11 protein-coding genes are annotated in these 17,961 nt (G+C 57.3%); 2 read left to right on the top strand and 9 right to left on the bottom strand.

All coding sequences use genetic code 11. The annotated features are described in order from the left end of the window. Positions 1 to 6: 6 nt before the first annotated feature. Both J4D97_RS04800 and J4D97_RS04795 read right to left on the bottom strand, forming a co-directional pair. Positions 7 to 1,293: a lipopolysaccharide biosynthesis protein gene (locus J4D97_RS04800; RefSeq protein WP_208306601.1), complete on the bottom strand. Its 1,287-nt coding sequence runs from the start codon at positions 1,291 to 1,293 to the stop codon at positions 7 to 9. Next, positions 1,290 to 2,477, bottom strand: coding sequence for a glycosyltransferase (locus J4D97_RS04795; protein ID WP_208306600.1), 1,188 nt, complete (start codon positions 2,475 to 2,477; stop codon positions 1,290 to 1,292). Before J4D97_RS04795 ends, J4D97_RS04800 begins: the two co-directional genes overlap by 4 nt. A gap of 124 nt (positions 2,478 to 2,601) precedes the next feature. Here J4D97_RS04795 and J4D97_RS04790 point away from each other — a divergent pair, with 124 nt between their 5' ends. Continuing rightward, positions 2,602 to 3,489: a YicC/YloC family endoribonuclease gene (locus J4D97_RS04790; RefSeq protein ID WP_208306599.1), complete on the top strand. Its 888-nt coding sequence runs from the start codon at positions 2,602 to 2,604 to the stop codon at positions 3,487 to 3,489. A 376-nt stretch (positions 3,490 to 3,865) separates the two neighbouring features. Next, positions 3,866 to 4,360, top strand: a complete 495-nt coding sequence (locus J4D97_RS04785) for a hypothetical protein (RefSeq protein WP_185281498.1) — start codon at positions 3,866 to 3,868, stop codon at positions 4,358 to 4,360. A gap of 154 nt (positions 4,361 to 4,514) precedes the next feature. Here the strand turns inward: J4D97_RS04785 and J4D97_RS04780 are convergent, their stop codons facing one another. The 7 genes from J4D97_RS04780 to J4D97_RS04750 form a co-directional block, all read right to left on the bottom strand. Then, positions 4,515 to 5,849 (bottom strand): M28 family metallopeptidase, encoded by a 1,335-nt coding sequence (locus J4D97_RS04780; protein WP_208306598.1) that lies wholly within the window; start codon positions 5,847 to 5,849, stop codon positions 4,515 to 4,517. Beyond that, complete coding sequence (locus tag J4D97_RS04775; RefSeq protein WP_208306597.1) at positions 5,849 to 6,265, bottom strand: VanZ family protein; 417 nt, start codon at positions 6,263 to 6,265, stop codon at positions 5,849 to 5,851. The genes J4D97_RS04780 and J4D97_RS04775 overlap by 1 nt, the downstream gene beginning before the upstream one ends. A gap of 1 nt (position 6,266) precedes the next feature. Further along, positions 6,267 to 6,647, bottom strand: coding sequence for a glycine cleavage system protein GcvH (gene gcvH / locus J4D97_RS04770; RefSeq protein WP_185281495.1), 381 nt, complete (start codon positions 6,645 to 6,647; stop codon positions 6,267 to 6,269). A gap of 270 nt (positions 6,648 to 6,917) precedes the next feature. After that, complete coding sequence (sprA, locus tag J4D97_RS04765) at positions 6,918 to 14,378, bottom strand: cell surface protein SprA (protein ID WP_243900164.1); 7,461 nt, start codon at positions 14,376 to 14,378, stop codon at positions 6,918 to 6,920. Between the two features lie 33 nt (positions 14,379 to 14,411). After that, positions 14,412 to 15,017, bottom strand: a complete 606-nt coding sequence (gene ruvA, locus J4D97_RS04760; protein ID WP_208306596.1) for a Holliday junction branch migration protein RuvA — start codon at positions 15,015 to 15,017, stop codon at positions 14,412 to 14,414. 133 nt (positions 15,018 to 15,150) lie between these two features. Beyond that, positions 15,151 to 15,546: a hypothetical protein gene (locus tag J4D97_RS04755; RefSeq protein ID WP_208306595.1), complete on the bottom strand. Its 396-nt coding sequence runs from the start codon at positions 15,544 to 15,546 to the stop codon at positions 15,151 to 15,153. 96 nt (positions 15,547 to 15,642) lie between these two features. Continuing rightward, the gene (locus tag J4D97_RS04750; RefSeq protein WP_208306594.1) at positions 15,643 to 17,925 is read right to left on the bottom strand and encodes an NADP-dependent malic enzyme; all 2,283 of its coding nucleotides are present in this window, start codon (positions 17,923 to 17,925) and stop codon (positions 15,643 to 15,645) included. Positions 17,926 to 17,961: the final 36 nt, after the last annotated feature.

The following is a 17,961-nucleotide window of genomic DNA, read 5'->3' as shown; positions in this document are numbered from 1 at the left end:
CTTTTTCTAAACCTTCGTACCGCGCTGTGCCAGAAGCCACTTGCGCCAGAGCGCCACGCCATACGCGGCGTCGGCGGGCCCGGGCAGTAGGTGGCGCAGGCCGGTGCCAGTATCGCGCAGAAACTGCCAGAGTAGGTAGAGAGCCGATACCGAATAAGAAAGCGACATCGCCAGTGCCGCTCCCCGAATCCCGTAGCGCGGAATCAGCCAGAAGCAAGCCGCCAGGGTAACCAGCACGCCTAACCCCGCCGCCACGTTGTTGATGCGGTAGCGCTCTAGGCCGCTGAAGTAGGTGCTGCACATAATATTACTAGCCACCGCTAGTATGCCCGGTGTGAGATACCAGAGCACGAGCCGCGCGGCCCCAAACTCGGGACCAAACAGGCGTGTAAGTACCACCGTGGGCAGCGCGCATAGCGCCAGCAAACCCGCGCCGGTTGCTAGCAGCGTGAGCCGTGTTGTGCGAAGGGTAGGGGCCAGTTGCGCCTGCTTATCGGTAGCGTGCACTAGGTCAACGTATTGAATAAGAGCAGTGCTGCGCGGAATCAACCACAACGCCTCGGCCAGCGACACGCCTACGCTTAGAACCCCTAAGGATCGTACGTTGGCATAATGCGCCACAAGGTAGTAAGCTAGGCGGTAGTTGATAAAAGTGAGAATGTTGGAAAAATGCGCACCGCGGCTATGATACGCCAACTCCCGCACCACCTGCCGCAGCGACTGTCCCGTGCGCCAGCGGTCAGGAAGTTGCCACAAAGCTCCAAAGCTGAGTAGTAAAGGCAGGCCGTATGCCAGGTAGGCGGCATAGTAATAAGCATCTACTGTGCGTTGCCAGTTACCTACAAAAGCTATCAGCAAGCCACCAGCCAGGAGCAGCACTTGCCCGATAGTCAAGAGATTATATGCGGTTTCGCGCTTGCGCCCGAGCAGTAGAGAGGTGTTTGTTGATAATAGCGCCTGGCATATCGTCACTACTAATAAATGCGTTAAGTAGGCAGATGCTACCGGTCGAAACAACCCCACGGCCAGGGTGCCCACGCTGCAAACCACCACGGCCCAGCCATAAGCCGGTACCAGCAACTGCCAGCTGCTATAGCGCGGCGAAAGGTAGATAAGTGAGGAGCCACCCAGCAGCCCGATAAACAGCAACACCGCAGCACAGTCCGTCACAAACAAACTCACAGCCCCGCGTCCGGCTGCGCCCAGGTAGCGAGCCGTGAGCCATACCACCCCAAAGCTGAGCAATGCCGTCAACAGGCGCGTCAGGAAATGGTAGGCGATGCGACGGATCATGCGGGTAGTATGGCACGGTAAAGTAGTGCAAATTGCTGTCCTACGGCTTCGTAGCTGAACTTTTCTTCTACACGAGCCCGCATCAGGTCAGGGGAGAACTGTGTTGGATTTTCTAGGGCCGAGAGAAGGGCGTCGGCCAAAGCACCTTCGTCGCCGGGCGGTACTAGCAGGCCGAAGCGGCCGTCGGCGGGTAGTAGCTCGGGCACCCCGCCTACCCTTGTGGCCACGGCAGGCAACCCACTGGCCTGCGCTTCAATCAGCACACAAGGCAAATTCTCATAGTTGCTGAATAAAACCAGACAGTCGGCCTGCTGCATTTCGTGGGCGACGGCAGCAGAAGGAAGTTTCCCTAAAAACCGTACTGTGCCGTCCAGCAAGCCAAGCTGTTGAGCCGTCTGCACCACGTGCGCTTCATCGGGTCCGTAGCCCGCCACGCGTAAGCTGATATCCGGCTGCTCCTTCAGGCGCGCCAGTACCCGCAGCAAGCCAGTCAGGTTTTTGGCTGCTTCGTTGAAGGCTGCTACATGCAAAAGGCGTCGCCCGGCACGCCTGGGGTAGGGTAGGGACGGACGAAACAGCTGCGTGTCCACCACATTCGGAATCACAACTGTATGCGGATTCGAAATACTCAACGCCAGCATCGCCTGACGTAAGTTGTCGGATACCGTGTGCAGCGCCGCCGCTTGAGCTATTACGCGACGGGTGAGCCACTTACGGAGCTTACCTATGCTTGCTGCCTTGGCTGGTAGGTACAGCGTCCAGTGCTCGGTGATGAGGTAGGGAATACCATGTCGCGCCCGTAGCCACCACGCAAACAGACCCGTACGCAACAACACATGCACGTGCACCAGTTGTGGGCGTTGTCCGTTCCAGTGTTGCACAGCTTTTCGGTAGCCCTGCCCCACGCACCAGTAATATAGAATCAGCTTCAATAGCTTATCTACCAGGTCAAAGCCTGTTGGGTGGGCGCGGTAGTAGTAGCGCCAGGTAGGGGTAGGGCCTGCCGTATCGGCTTCGCCGACAACGAGATGGGGTAGGGGACCACGAGCCACGGCAGCAAACACCACGGCGGTCTGCGCGTGGGGGGCAATGGCCGCCACGTGCCGCGCTACAAAATCACCGTCCTGGTCGTCGTAGCGGTGCGGGTACCACTTGGGTAGCATCAGCACGCGAAGTTTGGTCATATGCTGCAAGCTACAGGGTTTTAAACAGCCAAGGCAAGCCCACAGGACCCAGAAAAGACCAGCCCGGCGTAGTTAGAAGCGCCGCAGTACTTTTGCACCGTTTCACTCTAACTGTCTTCCTACCATGCTCCTGTCCATGACCGGCTACGGCATCGCCCACCGCGAAACCGACCGTTACACCGCCACCGTTGAAATTAAGTCGCTCAACTCCAAGACTTTGGACCTGAGCCTGCGCCTACCCCGCTTCCTGCAAGACCGCGAGTTGGAGGTGCGTAACTTGTTAGCTAAGAGTTTAATTCGTGGGAAAGTCAACCTGAATTTCGAAGTGAGCCGTACCGCCGGCGCCCGCGCTGCTACCATCTTCAACCGCGAAGCGCTACTGGCGGCCTATCAGGAGGTGAAAACCATAGCGGAAGAATTAGGCCTGCCTGCCAGCGAGGAAACCCTGTTGGCGGCTCTGCGCCTACCCGGCGTGCTGGCCGGCCCCGATCAACTGGCTGAGCCGGAAGTGGAAATCACTTGGGACGAGCTATTGCCGCTAGTGCACGAGGCGCTGGAGCGCATCAACCAGTTTCGCCGCGACGAAGGCCAGGCCCTGACCACCGAAATTCTGGGCTATATCGACCACATTCGCGTAGCCCTGGCCGACGTAGAGCGCCACGACCCGACGCGCATTACCCAGGTGCGGCAACGCCTGCAAAACCATCTGAGTGAGCTAGCTGCGACGGAAAATTTCAACGCCAGCCGCTTCGAGCAGGAGGTGCTGTACTACATCGAGAAGCTCGACATTGCTGAAGAAAAGGTGCGCCTCATCAACCACCTGCACTACTTCACCGAAACGGTGTATTTGCCCGAACCTACAGGCAAAAAACTCGCCTTCATTTCTCAGGAAATCGGCCGCGAAATCAACACCATTGGCTCGAAAGCCAATGATTCCACCATTCAGCATCTAGTGGTGAGTATGAAGGAGGAGCTAGAGAAAATCAAAGAGCAAATAAATAATATCCTATAAACTATAGGCTCTCTTGCACGGTTTAGATTGATTTTTATAGTACTTTTAAATGATAGCAAGTTTATATTTTGATACGTGTTTACAGTACTTTATTAATGTTGTCTACTATGTGTGTATAATTAACTTAAAGATTTATGTGCTTATGATTGACGTTTTTAGATGAAATTGGCAGGATTTTAGGAGATGAGGTGCAATAGCATAAAAATATTTCTTTTGGGCAAAACTTGTCTTTAAGATTATTCGTAGTAAATTGTGCTAATCAAGCAGGGGGTTGTTTTGTAACAGACCCATTATTCTTTTGAAATTCATCTTTTTTCAAGTAAATGTTATGAAAAAAGCTTTACTACTTCCGTTTCTCTGCCTGTCTATGCTTCTGATGGCAGCTCGCCCGTTCGCTGAGGTGGAGCTTATTAAGAAGCGCGTGCTAAGCGAGCGGGTTGAAATTCTCATTCCCAAAGGCTTCGAGGTGATGAGCGAGCAGCAAATGGATTTCAACTACGGAAGTGCCCAAAGCCGCCCGAGTGTTATCTACACCAACAGCAAGGAAGCCAGCGTTGCCTTCACCTACACCGACAACGCAGCTGATCAGGACATGATCGACATGTACGCTGAAACGTTTTACAAGACGTATACCAAGCAGTTCAAGAACGCCAAGTGGTTTTCAAACGGCGTGCGCGAAATCAATGGCCGTAAGATGGGCTACATGGAGCTGATGAAGCCGGAACTGGGCCACGAGGTATATACGCTGGTGTTCTTCACCGATGTGGAGGGCAAACTGCTCATGTGCACCTTCACCTGCGCCGACCGCCAAAAGCCCGAGTGGGAAACGGTAGCCAAGCAGATTATGGGTTCCCTGCGTACCAACGGCTAAGAAAAAGCACGTCAGCCGAAGAGTGTAAAAACCACTAGCACGTCACCAATCGGTGATGTGCTAGTGGTTTTTTGTGCATATCAGCATGACCGTAGCGCGTTTCGGCAGCTGCTTCGAATGATAGAATAATACGCTCTTGGGTTCGCTTGCTTACTTAAAACGAAGCCAGAAACCGAATAATCAACCTGAACACGCCGGAAAAAGCCGTTAGGGGTAGTGCTGCAGCCTGGTCGTGCACATTGTGGTAGGCAGTAGGGCCGCCACGGGTGTAGAGGAAAAAGGCAGGCACACCGCTTTCGGTGAAATAGTAATGGTCGGAATTGGCTGCCTTGCCGCGGGCTGCTACGGAAGGCACAAAATGCTCGGCCTCGTTGAGCTGTTGCAAGCGCTGAAAAGCATCGGGCAAAACACGGCCATTCACCACGGTAATGCCTTCTTCACCAGTACCCAACAAGTCTAGATTGAGCAAGAACCGGATGCGGGGTAGGGGCACCAACGGGTGCTGCACGAAGTAGCGTGAACCAACTAAACCAGCTTCTTCACCACCAAAGGCAATGAACACCACGGAGTAAGCCGGCCGGTTTTCGGGTCGAGCATAGTAGGTGGCTAACTCCAGCAGCATGGCTGTGCCGCTCGCATTGTCGTTGGCGCCGGGAAAGTAGGCGCGGCGGCCCATTGTGCCCAGGTGGTCGTAGTGCGCCGTAACAACCAAGAACGAATCGGGCTGGGTGGTGCCGGGCAGTATCCCAATCAGGTTTTGGGTTTGGTAGTCGTGTTTCAGTTCTGCATCTACCCGCACAGCTACCTGCGCTGCTAGGTCATCTTGTTTAGCAGCATACTTCTGCCAAACTGATTCCAAAATATCTAGGCGTACTTGGCCAGCCTGCGTGGGAGCCAGTGAGGCCGTGAGCTTAGGTACTAGCGTGAAGCGTAACGCCGCCGAGTCGAGGTGCTGCTGTAGGGGTAGGGGAAGGGTAGCCAAGCGAGGTACGTCGGCGCTACGGATTGCCACGCCGCCCCCGTACCAGGGGCGTTTCAATAGGCGCTGCTGGGCCGCGGCATCTGTGAAAACCAGCGTATCGAGGCGAATAACGGGTGCCGCTGAAAACGGTCCGCCTATTTTGCCTGACCCTGATTCGGGAGCGGCAATAAACTCCTTGCCCGGCTGCAACTGGCGGGAGCGGCCCAGCATCGGAAACCGCAGCATGCCGAAACGAAGCTCCAGTTGCAGCTTCCCCGGAAAGGTATTTACATCCAGCGGAAACGACTGGGTATAGTCAGGTGCTAAGGGCTGCAAACCCAGCTGCTGGAACCGCTGCCGCAGATAGGCAGCGGCGCGCCGGTCGCCGCCTCGGACGTAACCGCGGCCGTGCATCTGGGGCGCGGCGAGGGTAGCAATGGTTTGGCGCGCGCGGGCCATGTCCTGCGCCAGTGCTCCAAAGGGTAGGCACCCTATCCCCAGCAGCAGCCAACGGCGCCCGGTAGCCATTAGGCCTGCCACCAGCGCCGCAGTAGCCAAGCCGCGCCCAAGCCCGCCACGGTACCCAGTGTGTCGCTAATGAGGTCGGACCATTCGCCGTGGCGGCCTAGGTTCATAGTCATTTGCAGCACCTCAATCAGCGCTCCAAATACAGTACAGCCAATACCCACCAACCACATTGCCTGCCTATGCAGTGTAGGGAAACGGCGCTGCCGCCGGGCCGAGATATAGCTGGTGAAAGACAGTACCGCGAAAACGCCTGCATGGGCAGCCGTGTCAAACGACAGCAACTCCCAGTGCGGCGTGTCGGGCATTTCTTGGGCTGGTGTGAGGGTCAGCACCAACACCAACGCCGCCCACGCGGCCGGCACGCCAGCAAAGGCGCGCGGCGACGCGGACGGCGTTATGCTTGTAGAAGCTGTCAACTTACGCGCCTACGATTTCGCCATAGGACTCAGCCGTCAGCAGCTCGTCCAGTTCAGCGGCATTGCCTACCGACATTTTGATCATCCAGCCATCGCCATAGGGGTCGGAGTTCACCAACTCGGGGCTACCGTCGAGGGCGGGGTTGATTTCCAGCACGGTGCCGGTGAGGGGGCTAAATAGGTCCGAAACCGTCTTCACGGCCTCTACCGTCCCGAATACATCGTTTTGGGCTACGTCCTTGTCCAGTGTATCAATGTCTACATACACGATGTCGCCCAGCTCTTTCTGCGCGTGGTCGGTGATGCCTACATACGCTACGTCGCCTTCAACGCGCACCCATTCGTGCTCTTTGGTATACTTCAGTTCAGCGGGGAGATTCATGCAAAGCCAGGTTAAAATGAACAGCTCCCAAAAGTACGGGAAAAGGCGAAGAGTGAAATGGTGAAAGGGGGAGTTTGTGAAGTTGTGAAATGGTGAGAGGTGATTTTGTGAAATGGTGAATGAAAAAGCGTCTGTCATCCTGAGCGCAGCGTAAGGACCTTATCACGCTAGAACGACAGACGTATTAACGACTCGTTCTGCGGGCACAAGGTCCTTCGCTGCACTCAGGATGACAGACGCTTTTTCATTCACCATTTCAAAACTCACTATTTACTGCGACAAGCTGTAGCGAAGCTGAATGCCGCCCTCGGTAGCCGCGTTGCGGAAGGAGTTTTGTACGCGCGGAGCCGTAACGGTGCGCGTGAAGTAGAATTGCAGGTTCAGGCGCTGGTTGAGGGTGTAGTCGATGGTAGGGCGTAGCAGCACCTGGCGGGTACCGCTGGTGACTAGGCTGAAGGGCGTACCTACATATGCACCGTCTACCACATCCTCAATTGTGCGCTGGATGATTGTATTGTCCCGGATAGACATATCCAGGCGGGCGTTGAGTTGGTTGCGCAGCACTTTTTGCTCGCCCCCAATGCGGAAAGGCAGTTTCAGGCGGTCCGTTACGTAGCCAAAGCCTATCACCATCTCGGTGGTGTGCAGCTCCGTTACCTGGGCGTTGATGGTGTTCAGGCCCACGTTGCGCGTTACGCGGTACTCCAGGTTGCCGGATACTTTTTGCAGGGTCTGGAAATTGATACCGATCAGCGGGGCCAGCTGCTCCGAAATCGTCACCTGTCCTAAGATATAGTAGGGAACAAACAGGCTGTTATCGTTGGTAACGGTTGAAAAAGCATTGTCGTCAGGCGCAGCCTTATACAGAGTAGAGGTAGTGTAGCTGTTGATGCTGTAGACCGAGGTATAGGCGTGCTTGAGCGTGACAGAGCGGAAATAGCGCTGCACGAAGGGCAGCTGTGCCAGGCCGTTGTACTGAATAGTCCAGTTGGGCAGCGGAACGTTGAACTGCTTGGTCGGATTGAACCCCTTCGCCTCGTAGCCATCCGACGACTTACCGCGGTAGGCATCCAGGAAAGCGGGTAGCAGCACGTCTTGCGAGTTGTAGCTGTACACGCCGGGGGCAGTATTGGCAGCAGTCAGACGGTCGTACACGAACGCCCGGTTCTGCACGAAGCGGTTGAAGGCCTTGGAAATCGTGCCCTCCGCCGACCGGTCACCAAATAGCGTTTGGATGGAGATGAACGAGGTGCTGAATGACCCCGACCCCAACGGGTTACTTGCTGTAGCTACAGCGCCTGGCACGGGCAGCAACGTTTCTTCATCAATAGCCCGACGGTAGAAGACCTCCCGGTTGCGGACGCGCTGCTGGCGGGCATCCAACTGAATGTTGAAGTCGCGGAAGGGTTGCAGGGAGGTGCGCAGTGTCAGATTATCGGTGAGCAGGGAGCTGAGCGGCGTATTCAGCAGGTCGCTGCGCTCGGTGTACCACCCGTTGCTGGCGGCGCGCTGGTACAGCATATCCAGTTCTGTAAACTTACTGTACTGCTTGCCCAGGATGAACGGAATACCCGGCGCATCAAACGAGTTGTTCATCCCGAAAAACTGCGTGCTGGGCAGGTAGCCCGGCAGCAGCGTACCGTTGCTGCGGGTGTAGGTGAAGTCCAGGGAGCGGGCTGTCATCAAAGAGCGCAACACTGCTTTCAGCGCCCGGAACTCGGGGGCTTTGCGGGTGGTATCGGCGGGGGCACCGGCCACACCAGGGGCACCGGGTGGGGTAGGCTTGGGCTTGATGATGCGGCCTTTCTCGTCGCGCTGTACGGGCGGTGGCGGTGGGGCGTTGTTGATGATGTTGAGGAAGCGCACCTTGTTGTAGAGCTTCACCAAATCAATCTTGCCCGTACCACTCAGTTCACCGTTGTTCTGGATGGTGTTGCCGAGGGTAGTGCTGTCGGAGGTCAGCGGAGCATAGGGGTCGCGCAGCACGCGCAGGGCCGTGGAAGCCGCTTGCCAAGTGTAGTTGGCCGAATAGCGCGCATTGATAGATACCCAGTCGGTGAGCGGGAATTTGTCCAGCGGCACGCGCCACGTTACGGCTACTAGTTGGGTGAAGTTGGTGGTGCGGCCCCCGCGCAAAAGGTTGTCGCGAATCAGGTCGCGGTTTTGCTGGGCCTGATCGGAGCCACCCACGGCTCGGCCTACCCCTTCATCCACGATAGCGCGATTGTTGGCCGTGTAATCTAGGATCAAGGATTTGGTCAGGTCCCACTTCAGGTCGTAGATGCGGTTGAAGTAGAAGCTTTTCTGGAAAATACCTGCGCCCGTTGAAACAGGAAGGGTACCAGGCTCCAGCACACGCTGCAAAAACCGCTCGTTGTAACGTCGGTCCAGGTCGGCCCGGAACGAGAAGCGCGAGGGTAGGGGCGTGAAGTTCACCTCTTGCAAAAACTTCAGGTAGGGCGAGTCTAGGGCTTTCAGACCTGCCAGCGGCGTGTAGTTTTTGGGCGTGGTTTGGTACACGTAGGCCAGCGCCCCCGTGAAGGTACGAGTGTAGTCTTTGTCGGTATTGATGTCGGTGTGCGTGCGCTCGGTAATGGCATAGCTCACCGCAAAGTTCTCAATATCATAGGGGCGCACCGGCTTCTGCGGGTCGGTGCGCTCCTTGTGCGCGTTCAGAACACTGATGCTGCGCTGGCTGGTTTGCGAAACGACTTCCTTCTCGTACTCGCGGCGCAGTTCTCTATCAGAGCCAAATTTTTGCAGCGACTGGCTGAGCTTGGTATCAGGATCCAGCGGGTCGTACTCGGGCTTGCTGACCTCGGAGCCCGCCTGCACCAACACAGGCAGCCGTAGGCCCAGCTTCTCGGGCAGGAACCTGTCGGCCGCGATGGTGGCATTCACATCACCGCGCATAATGTCGCTGGTCGTGCGCTGCTGAAGCTTATCCTGCAAGCCACCGAAGCCCGAGGTAACATAGCTGCCCGTAGCCGTCACGTTGGCCACGTCGGCTAGCTGAGTGTTGAAGCGGGCTGTGGCGGCCCAGGCACTCTTACGGTCGAACTCAAACACCCGGAACTCATCGGCCCACACCGTTACCGACTTACTCACGCCGTTGTCCAGGGGGTTGAAAACGCCAATCATGGCACCCTGCACCTGCGAGAAGTCGGGGTTGCCTACTACCGTGATGGTAGCCCCAGTGGGCAAGTTTTCAGTATAAGTAAAGGGAGTAAAATAAAATTCTGACCCCAGATTATTCTGAACGGCAACGGCATTACGGGCCGCTTTGGCATTGATAAAATCCTGGAACGCCACCTGAATCTGGTTGGCATCGGGCCAGATTTCGGAGGTAGTCGATGCGCCCGTGCGGGTGATTTGCAGGGGCAGCGAGTACTCGTAGTAGTTCTGGGTGTAGTCGGTGCCGATGCGGATGAAAGCGCGTACGTCGCCATCGTTCACGTTGGCTTCCTGCGTTTCGGCGTGCAGGAACATCCGCAGTTGCTTGTACCGCAACAGGCTGATCTGAATGTTCTTATACGCCGCCTTGCCGTAGCCGTCGCGTAGGCCGTCCACTGTCAGGCGTAGGCTTTGCTCGTTTTGCCGGCGGTTCACGGTGCTGGAACCATACTCTTGGTCGCGCTGAATGCCGGGCGGCAGTACGTACGGAATGGCACCCGACGTATTGGCCGAGGCGCCGTTTTCCTCCAAGCTCACCGTCGAAATAGCAAAGCCCTCAGCATCGGTATCGTTGTTGAGTACGGGCTGGCCGGGGGTAGCAATGGTGCTCAGGAAGCGGCGCCACTGGTTGGCCACAAACTGCGGCTGCACCAGGCGTAGCACCACCGGCTGCTGCCACTGCGTGAGGTAGAGGCGCACAAACCGGATGGATTTGAAGCCAAACGGCTGCCCGTTGGGCGTGCCGCGCACAGCCGAATATTGCCGCACCGGCACCCGGAACTGGTACCACGACACCGACTCGCCATTGGAGCCGGCAATGGAGCGCGTCACCTTGTCCACAATGTAGTTTTGGCCCACCACCATGTTGTTGGGCCGGATTTGCAGGCGGTACTCGTAGTAGCGCTCCAGGTCCGTCACCACGTTGTCGCGGTTCAGGTCTTCCTTGTCGGGGTAGGCAGTGGAGCTTTGGTTGGTATCGGAGGTGGAGTTGCCCTCCATCCCATTGTACTGCTTATAGCGACCCAGGATGTGGTTGCCGGCCGGGTTGCCATCGTACTGGCCCGAGAGGTGGTGCAGGAAGTCGTCGCCGGCTGGGTCGTCCAGGCCAGAAAACGGACCGGGTACGCCCAGCGCTTTTTCGGCGGTATTGTCTACCCCGTCCAGCCCCACATCCTGCTGCGCCCGCGCCCCATTGGCCGCCGAGAAGGCATCGGTCAAAAACTGCTGGGTGGTAGCCCGGCCCCACACAGTATTCTGCGTTAGATTGGGTGCATTATTAACGCCGTCGGGTAGGCCGTTCTCAAACTCGTTAATGTTGTTGTTGCGCAGCACATCTTCCGACACCGAGCCCAAGTTGATATAAAAATCACCGCCAGGGTTGGCAGAGGCTACCGTCTCGTTCACCCCATCGCGGATGACGTTATTGCCGTTGTTGCTCTGAATGAACGGGTCCATCATCCAGAACTCGATATACTCTACATTGGCGTTGTCGAAGTCCGTATCGAAGGTGATTTCGCGGCTGATGGCGCCGTAGTTACTTTGAGGTAACCCGAGCAATGCGGTACGGGTGGGGTCTCTGGGGTCAGGAGTAGCCTGTGGGTTATAGTTGTACTGCCCGCGCTCGGTTGGAAAGTAGGCTAAGTCCAGGGGCAGCTCAAAACCGTTACCAGTAGCGCCCACGTCGCGGGCCGGGAAAATCTCGGTGCGCGGAATGCCTCGAACATAGTGGTTGCGCAGCTCTTGCGCCCCAATGCTGTTGGGCTTGCTGGGGCCGTTGGAGTAGTACGTCTGATCTACGGTGTACCAAGCCATTTTGGCGCGATGGTAGGCGAACGGCAGTCCTTGCTCCTGTGAGCCCTGGATGGGTAGGGGGGTAGCACCCAGGCGCCACACCGTGGCCGAGTTCAGGCCGGCCAGCGTGTAGGGCGTGCGTGCATTCTCGAAGTCGTCGAGGTAGGAAACACCGTTCTCGCCGCGGCCTAGCTCCGTTTTGCCCGGCACTAGCTTGGCGAACTCCCCACTAAAGGCCACCGACGACGGCGCCTTGGTGCTGAGGCCCGGCAGCATATCCAAGTACTTGGTGAGGGCCCGCGACTCGCGGCGCATGTTCACGTCGAAGCCGTAGATGGTGTTGTTGTTGGGCTCGTCGCCGATGGCCACGCGGTTGATGCCGGGGGCCTGGTTTTCAATCAGCTTCAGCATGGTAGCGCCAAAGTTGATGTCGGGGCTGAGGCGGTAGTCGAGACGGGTGCCAATGAGGCGGCGCGGCTGCACCTGCACCACCGCGTTTTTCTCGAAGGTGATGCGCAGCTCGTTGGCCGAATTGAGGTAGCTTGGGTTCAGGATTTTCACCTGTGCCTGATCGTAGAACACCTGATAGTCAACCGTTTCCTGCAACAGCGTGCTCCCCGCATACACCCGCACCGAACCCTGCGCAATGCCAAAACCAGGTAGGCTAATCACGTCGGTAGACGTAGCCTGGTAGCGCCCGCGTAGGAAAAACTTGTCCTTGTCCTGCACCTGTTGGGCATCGCTCTGCACTTGATTATACAGGGCCGAGTACACGTACTTGTCGATCAGTCCCTGCTCGGTGCCGGCCACAAACTGGTTCTGCAAGTAATTGCCAAACGGCTCTACCTCTGGGAAGTAAATGCGCCCCAGGGTAGGGTCGATGGTGATGCCCGAGATAAAGTCGAAGTTGCCGTCGGCGTTTCGGTCGTTGTTGGGGTTCAGGTTATCGAGGTTGAGCACCTGAATCAGCGGCACGTTCTGCACGCTCTGCCCTTCCTTCAGCGAAATCAAGTCCACACCCGTCACATCGTCCTTGTACACCACTTGCAGCTGGAAGTTCTCGCGGTTGAGCTGCGTAGCATTCAGCGAGTACACGTTCTTCATCAGCAAATCCCAGGTAGGGAGGTTGCGCGTGAGCAGGTTGGGATTCTGCGGATTCACGTTGGGGTCGGCCAGGCCCACGCCGGGGTTGGTGGCCTTCAGCATCTTCAGGAAAATCACCTGATCGGCATTCACGCTGGCGTAGTCGTCCACCAGCTCGCCTACCTTGTATACCTGGCCGTTGTAGAGGTATTCGTAGCTCACGCCCAGCACCTGCTCGGGTAGCAGCTGCGTGTTCAGCGAAAGGTAGCCCAGCTGGGCATTGAAGGTATATTCGGTAGGGGCCAGCTTACGGGCACGCACCCGCTCGAAGTCAGTGGCTTTCACCAGCCCCAACGCGTTCAAAGAGTTGTCTACGGTGAGGTTGCCACGATCCCGGCGTACCTGCTCATATTCGGTATTCTGCCCGTTGCCGGGGGGCGTATTCGTCGTGCGGTTGCCGGCCAGGAACTGCGGGCGGTATACCCGGAACGGTTCGGCCAGGTCCATCAGCGTCACCACGTTGCGCAGGTCGGTGGCGGTGCGGTTGTCGTTGGTCACGTACACCTCCAAGCGGCGGATTTCAATGCCGCTCTGCACGGTGGGTAGGTTGCGCAAGGCCGCGTTGTACCGGTCGCGGAAAAACTGCGACAGGAAGAAGTGCCGGTTGTTTTCGTACTGACTGGCCTTGATTTCAAAGTTGCGGCTCTGCCCGCCGTTCTGCACCGTCACGGCGTCTTGCTGGCCGCGCAGGGTACTGGCTACGGCCGTTACGCCCAGGCGCCCGAATTGCAGCTGGGCTTTCACCCCAAACAGGTTCTGACCGCCCGTAATCAAGGAGTTGTTCAGGGGTAGGCTCACGTTGCCCAGCTCCACCTTCCGGATAATCTCCGTTTCGTAGCCCGTATAGTCGAGCTTCATGTTGTTCTCGAACTCGAAAGCCGCTTTCGTGTCGTAGTTGAACGTCACCCGCATCTTCTCCCCGATCTGGCCGGTGAGGTTCAGGTTCATGTTCTGCTCGTAGTTGAAGTCGCCGGTGCGCTGCTGGCGGAGCGTGAGGGTAGGGTTTTCGTTGCGGTTGAAGCGCGCGCCCATGCGCAGCGTCACAGCGCCCTGGGGCCGGATGTCTACATAGCTACCCCCGAAGATGCGGTCGGCCATGGGGCCGAGGTAGATTTTCGGAATCAGGCGCTGGGCCGTAGCGGGCGTGTTGGCGCCGCCAGTTACACCGCCAGCGGCCTTTTCGCGGTAATAATCGCGCACAGCCTGCTGTTGCCGAAACCGCGAATACTCCTCAAACGTCATCCGACTCGGATTCCGATAGTCGATATCCGAACCTATTTTCTCGTTTAAGTCGTAGTAGTCTAAACTGTCGCTCGCCACTACCTCGGGTTTCACGTTGGCGGGCTGGTCGAGCAGCAGGGGCGAACGGCGCCGGGTAGGCGACGTAATACCCTGCCGGTCTGCGGGCGCCACTTTGGGGCGCGAGCTGGGCCGGTAGCGGCTGGTATCGGGCAGCACCACGCGCGGGGTATCGGGCAGCAGCTGCGCCACCACGGGTAGGTGTGTCAGGAGCTGGTGCAACCGAGTAGCGTTTGTACTCAACGGCTTCGCCTGCGACCACCAGGTCACCAGCAACGCACACAGAACCAGCGAGGAGGAGAGGTGTTTCTTATCGAAGCTCAAGGAAGTGAAACGGCCGCACGGCCGGGAAGAACGCTAATGGGTCTTAAGAGCAAACTTAATCAATTCCTCTATGCTCAGCTCGTTGCCGTGCTTGTGCTGGATAGTATCCAACGCCTTTTCTGCCGCTGTCCGCGCGAAGCCCAGAGTCACCAAAGCCGCTAACGCTTCGGAGCGGTTGGTATTGTGTGCCTTGGCCAGTGGCACGGTATCCACGCCGGCTTTGGCCAACAGCTCATCCTTCCGCAACCGGTCTTTCAGCTCCAGTACCACCCGCTGGGCAGTTTTCGGGCCAACTCCCTTGATACTCTGAATGGAACGCACATCCTCGCTCACAATGGCGTGCCGGATTTCACCCACGCTCATGCTGCTCACCATCACAATGCCCGTGCCTGGCCCGATGCCCGACACCGAAATTAAGTGCATAAACAGCGCCTTTTCGTTGGGGTCCAGAAAGCCGTAGAGCGTATTGGCGTCTTCCTTGATATGCTGGTAAGTGAAAAGTTTTGCCTTCTCGTTTTCGGCGGGCAGTTTGGAGTAGGTAGCCAGCGAAATCTTCACTTCGTAGCCAATGCCGTGCACGTCGAGAATGGCGAGGGTAGGGTCTTTATAGGCAAGCGTGCCGTCGATATAGGCAATCATAGCAGAGGGTAGGATGAGCTAGAAACAGAAAGTGCTTCTCTGTGAGTGGAAAGCTACGGATAAACACGTTTGGACACGTAATCTATCCCCGGCGAAAGGAAATAATGGCCCTGGGTTGTGCCGAGTACATTCTTTAATTCTCGCTTACTTCCGCGTGCCAGATGGCCCAGGTTTCTTGTTTGGTGAGGTAAAAAGTAGCTACTACGCCCTGCACTGGCATTCGGAGTAAAATAGCCGCCTGCTTGTCATCAATGGAAAAAGCTTCTATGGATAACAACGGCTCAGTAGGGGTCACCTTCACCCACCGCACCGGGTAGCGCCCTGGCAGCTCGAAATTGCTGATTGGAATAAACCGGCGGTTGTACACCACGGGATTCGAAAATCGAACGGAAATGAAGCCTTGCTGCTCAGCATGAGGCCGCGCGAAATTCCAGAGCTGCGGATTGGTCACTACCGCGCCGATAATGGCCCATACATCGGCCTGCGGATTGGCGGGAGCTTGCCGGCAGCTGTTCAGGCATAGCAGCAATAAGCAGCAAACAACGAAACCTCTTATAAAAGGCACCGGCTTATCAATTTTTATCAAGCTATCGAAAAATTAATAAGCCGGTGCCTGTGCTGCTACTTATAGTTGCTGCCTACCCTTCGCCAGCTGCTGCGCATCGGCCACGGCTATGGCCGTGATGTTCACAATCTCGCGCACCGAGGCGCCCAATTGCAGAATGTGCACCGGTTTGCGCATACCCATCAGCACCGGCCCAATTACCTCGGCGCCGCCCAGCTCCTGCATCACTTTGTAGGCAATGTTGCCGGCTAGTACCGTCGGGAAGATGAGCGTGTTGGCACCGCCGTACTTGGCCAATTCCGAGAACGGGTACTGCTCCTGCAACAGCTGCGGATTTAGGGCGGTGTTGGCCTGCATCTCGCCGTCTAGAATCAGGTCGGGGTAGCGCTGCTTGGCTAGCTCCGTGGCGCGGCGCGACTTGTCGGGAACAGGGCCGGGGTTGGAGCCGAAGTTGGAGTAGCTGAGCACGGCAATGTGTGGCTCGTTGTCGAAGAAACGCACGGTACGCGCCGCCAAGCCAATAATGTCCACCATTTCCTCGGCCGTGGGGTCGATGTTTACGGTGGTATCGGCGAAGAAGAATGGCCCGCGCTTGTGCTGGATGATGTACATACCAGCCACGCGCTTCACGCTCTCGTCTACCCCAATCACCCGCAACGCAGGTTGAATCGACTTACTGTAGTCCTTGGTCAAACCCGTAATAAACGCGTCGGCCTGGCCGGTTTCCAGCATCATCGAGCCGTAGTAGTTCCGCTCGCGCATCAGGCGCTGCGACTCGTAGAGCGTGATGCCCTTGCGCTGGCGCTTCTGAAACAATAGCTGCGCAAACTCCTCGCGGGTCGCCTTTTCCTGGATGTTGTCGATGATTTCGCAGCCGGCAAGGTCCAGGTTGTTGGCGCGGGCAATTTCTTCCAGCTTCTGGCGGTTGCCCAGCAAAACGGGCTTGGCAATGCCCTCATCCACCAGCGTTTGGGCGGCTTTGAGGATTTTGTAGTTGTCGCCCTCGGCAAACACCACCCGCTTGGGGTTGGATTTGGCCGCCGACGTCACGCGGTTCAGTAGCTTCTGGCTCACGCCTAAGCGGCCGCGCAGCTCGTCTTCGTAGACAAACCAATCCGTAATCTGGCGGCGGGCCACGCCGCTTTCCATGGCGGCTTTCGCTACGGCCGGCGATACAGTGGTAATCAGGCGTGGGTCTAGTGGCTTGGGAATCAGGTAGGTGCGTCCGAAGGCCAACGTGTTGTCGCCGTAGGCTTTGTTCACGAGGTCGGGCACTACGTCCTTCGCCAGGTCGGCCAGGGCGCGTACGGCAGCCAGCTTCATGGCTTCGTTGATTTCCGTGGCCCGCACGTCCAGCGCCCCCCGGAAAATGTAGGGGAAGCCCAGTACGTTGTTCACCTGGTTGGGATGGTCGGAGCGGCCCGTGGCCATAATGATGTCCGGCCGAGTAGCCATGGCCAAGTCGTAGTCGATTTCCGGGTTCGGATTAGCCAGGGCAAACACAATGGGATTGTCGGCCATTGTCAGCAGCAGCTCAGCCGGCAGCACGTTGGCCGCCGATAGGCCTAGGAACACATCGGCGCCGCGCATGGCCTCGGCCAGCGTCGTGACGGGCCGCTGGGTAGCAAAGCGCATCTGCATATCAGCCAGATCGGTGCGCTGGGGATTGATAACGCCGTCTTTGTCGAACACTACCACGTTCTCCAACTTCACACCCAACTCCAAGTATAGCCGCAAACACGACACAGCGGCCGCGCCGGCCCCGCTCACCACCAACTGCACCTCGTCAATCTTCTTGCCTACCAGTTCCAACGCATTCAGCAGGGCGGCCGAGGTGATGATGGCCGTACCGTGCTGGTCGTCGTGCATCAGCGGGATGTTCATCTGCTCACGCAGGGCCGTTTCGATGCGGAAGCATTCGGGCGCCTTAATGTCCTCTAGGTTGATGCCGCCGAAGGTAGGCTCCAGGGCCTTCACAATGCGAATGAATTCGTCGGGGTCCGTGGCATCAATCTCAATATCGAAGCAATCAATACCCGCGAACTTTTTGAACAATACGCCCTTACCCTCCATCACCGGCTTGCTGGCCTCGGGGCCAATGTTGCCCAGACCCAACACTGCCGTGCCGTTGCTGATGACGGCCACCAGGTTGCCCTTCGCGGTGTATTTATACACATCATCGGGGTTGGCGGCAATGGCCAAACACGGTTCGGCTACCCCCGGCGAGTAGGCCAGCGCCAAGTCAGACTGCGTACTAACGGGCTTGGTGGGCACTACCTCAATCTTACCGGCAGGCTCCTGGGAGTGGTAGTTGAGGGCGTCTTGTTTGTTGATTTTCAGCATGAGGTAAGAAAGGTGGGTGGCAAAAGTCGTGGGTGC

Origin of the sequence: Hymenobacter defluvii (genome assembly GCF_017589435.1) — a bacterium.
Classification (GTDB): Bacteria; Bacteroidota; Bacteroidia; order Cytophagales; family Hymenobacteraceae; genus Hymenobacter; species Hymenobacter profundi.
This window is presented reverse-complemented; position numbering and strand designations above follow the sequence as displayed.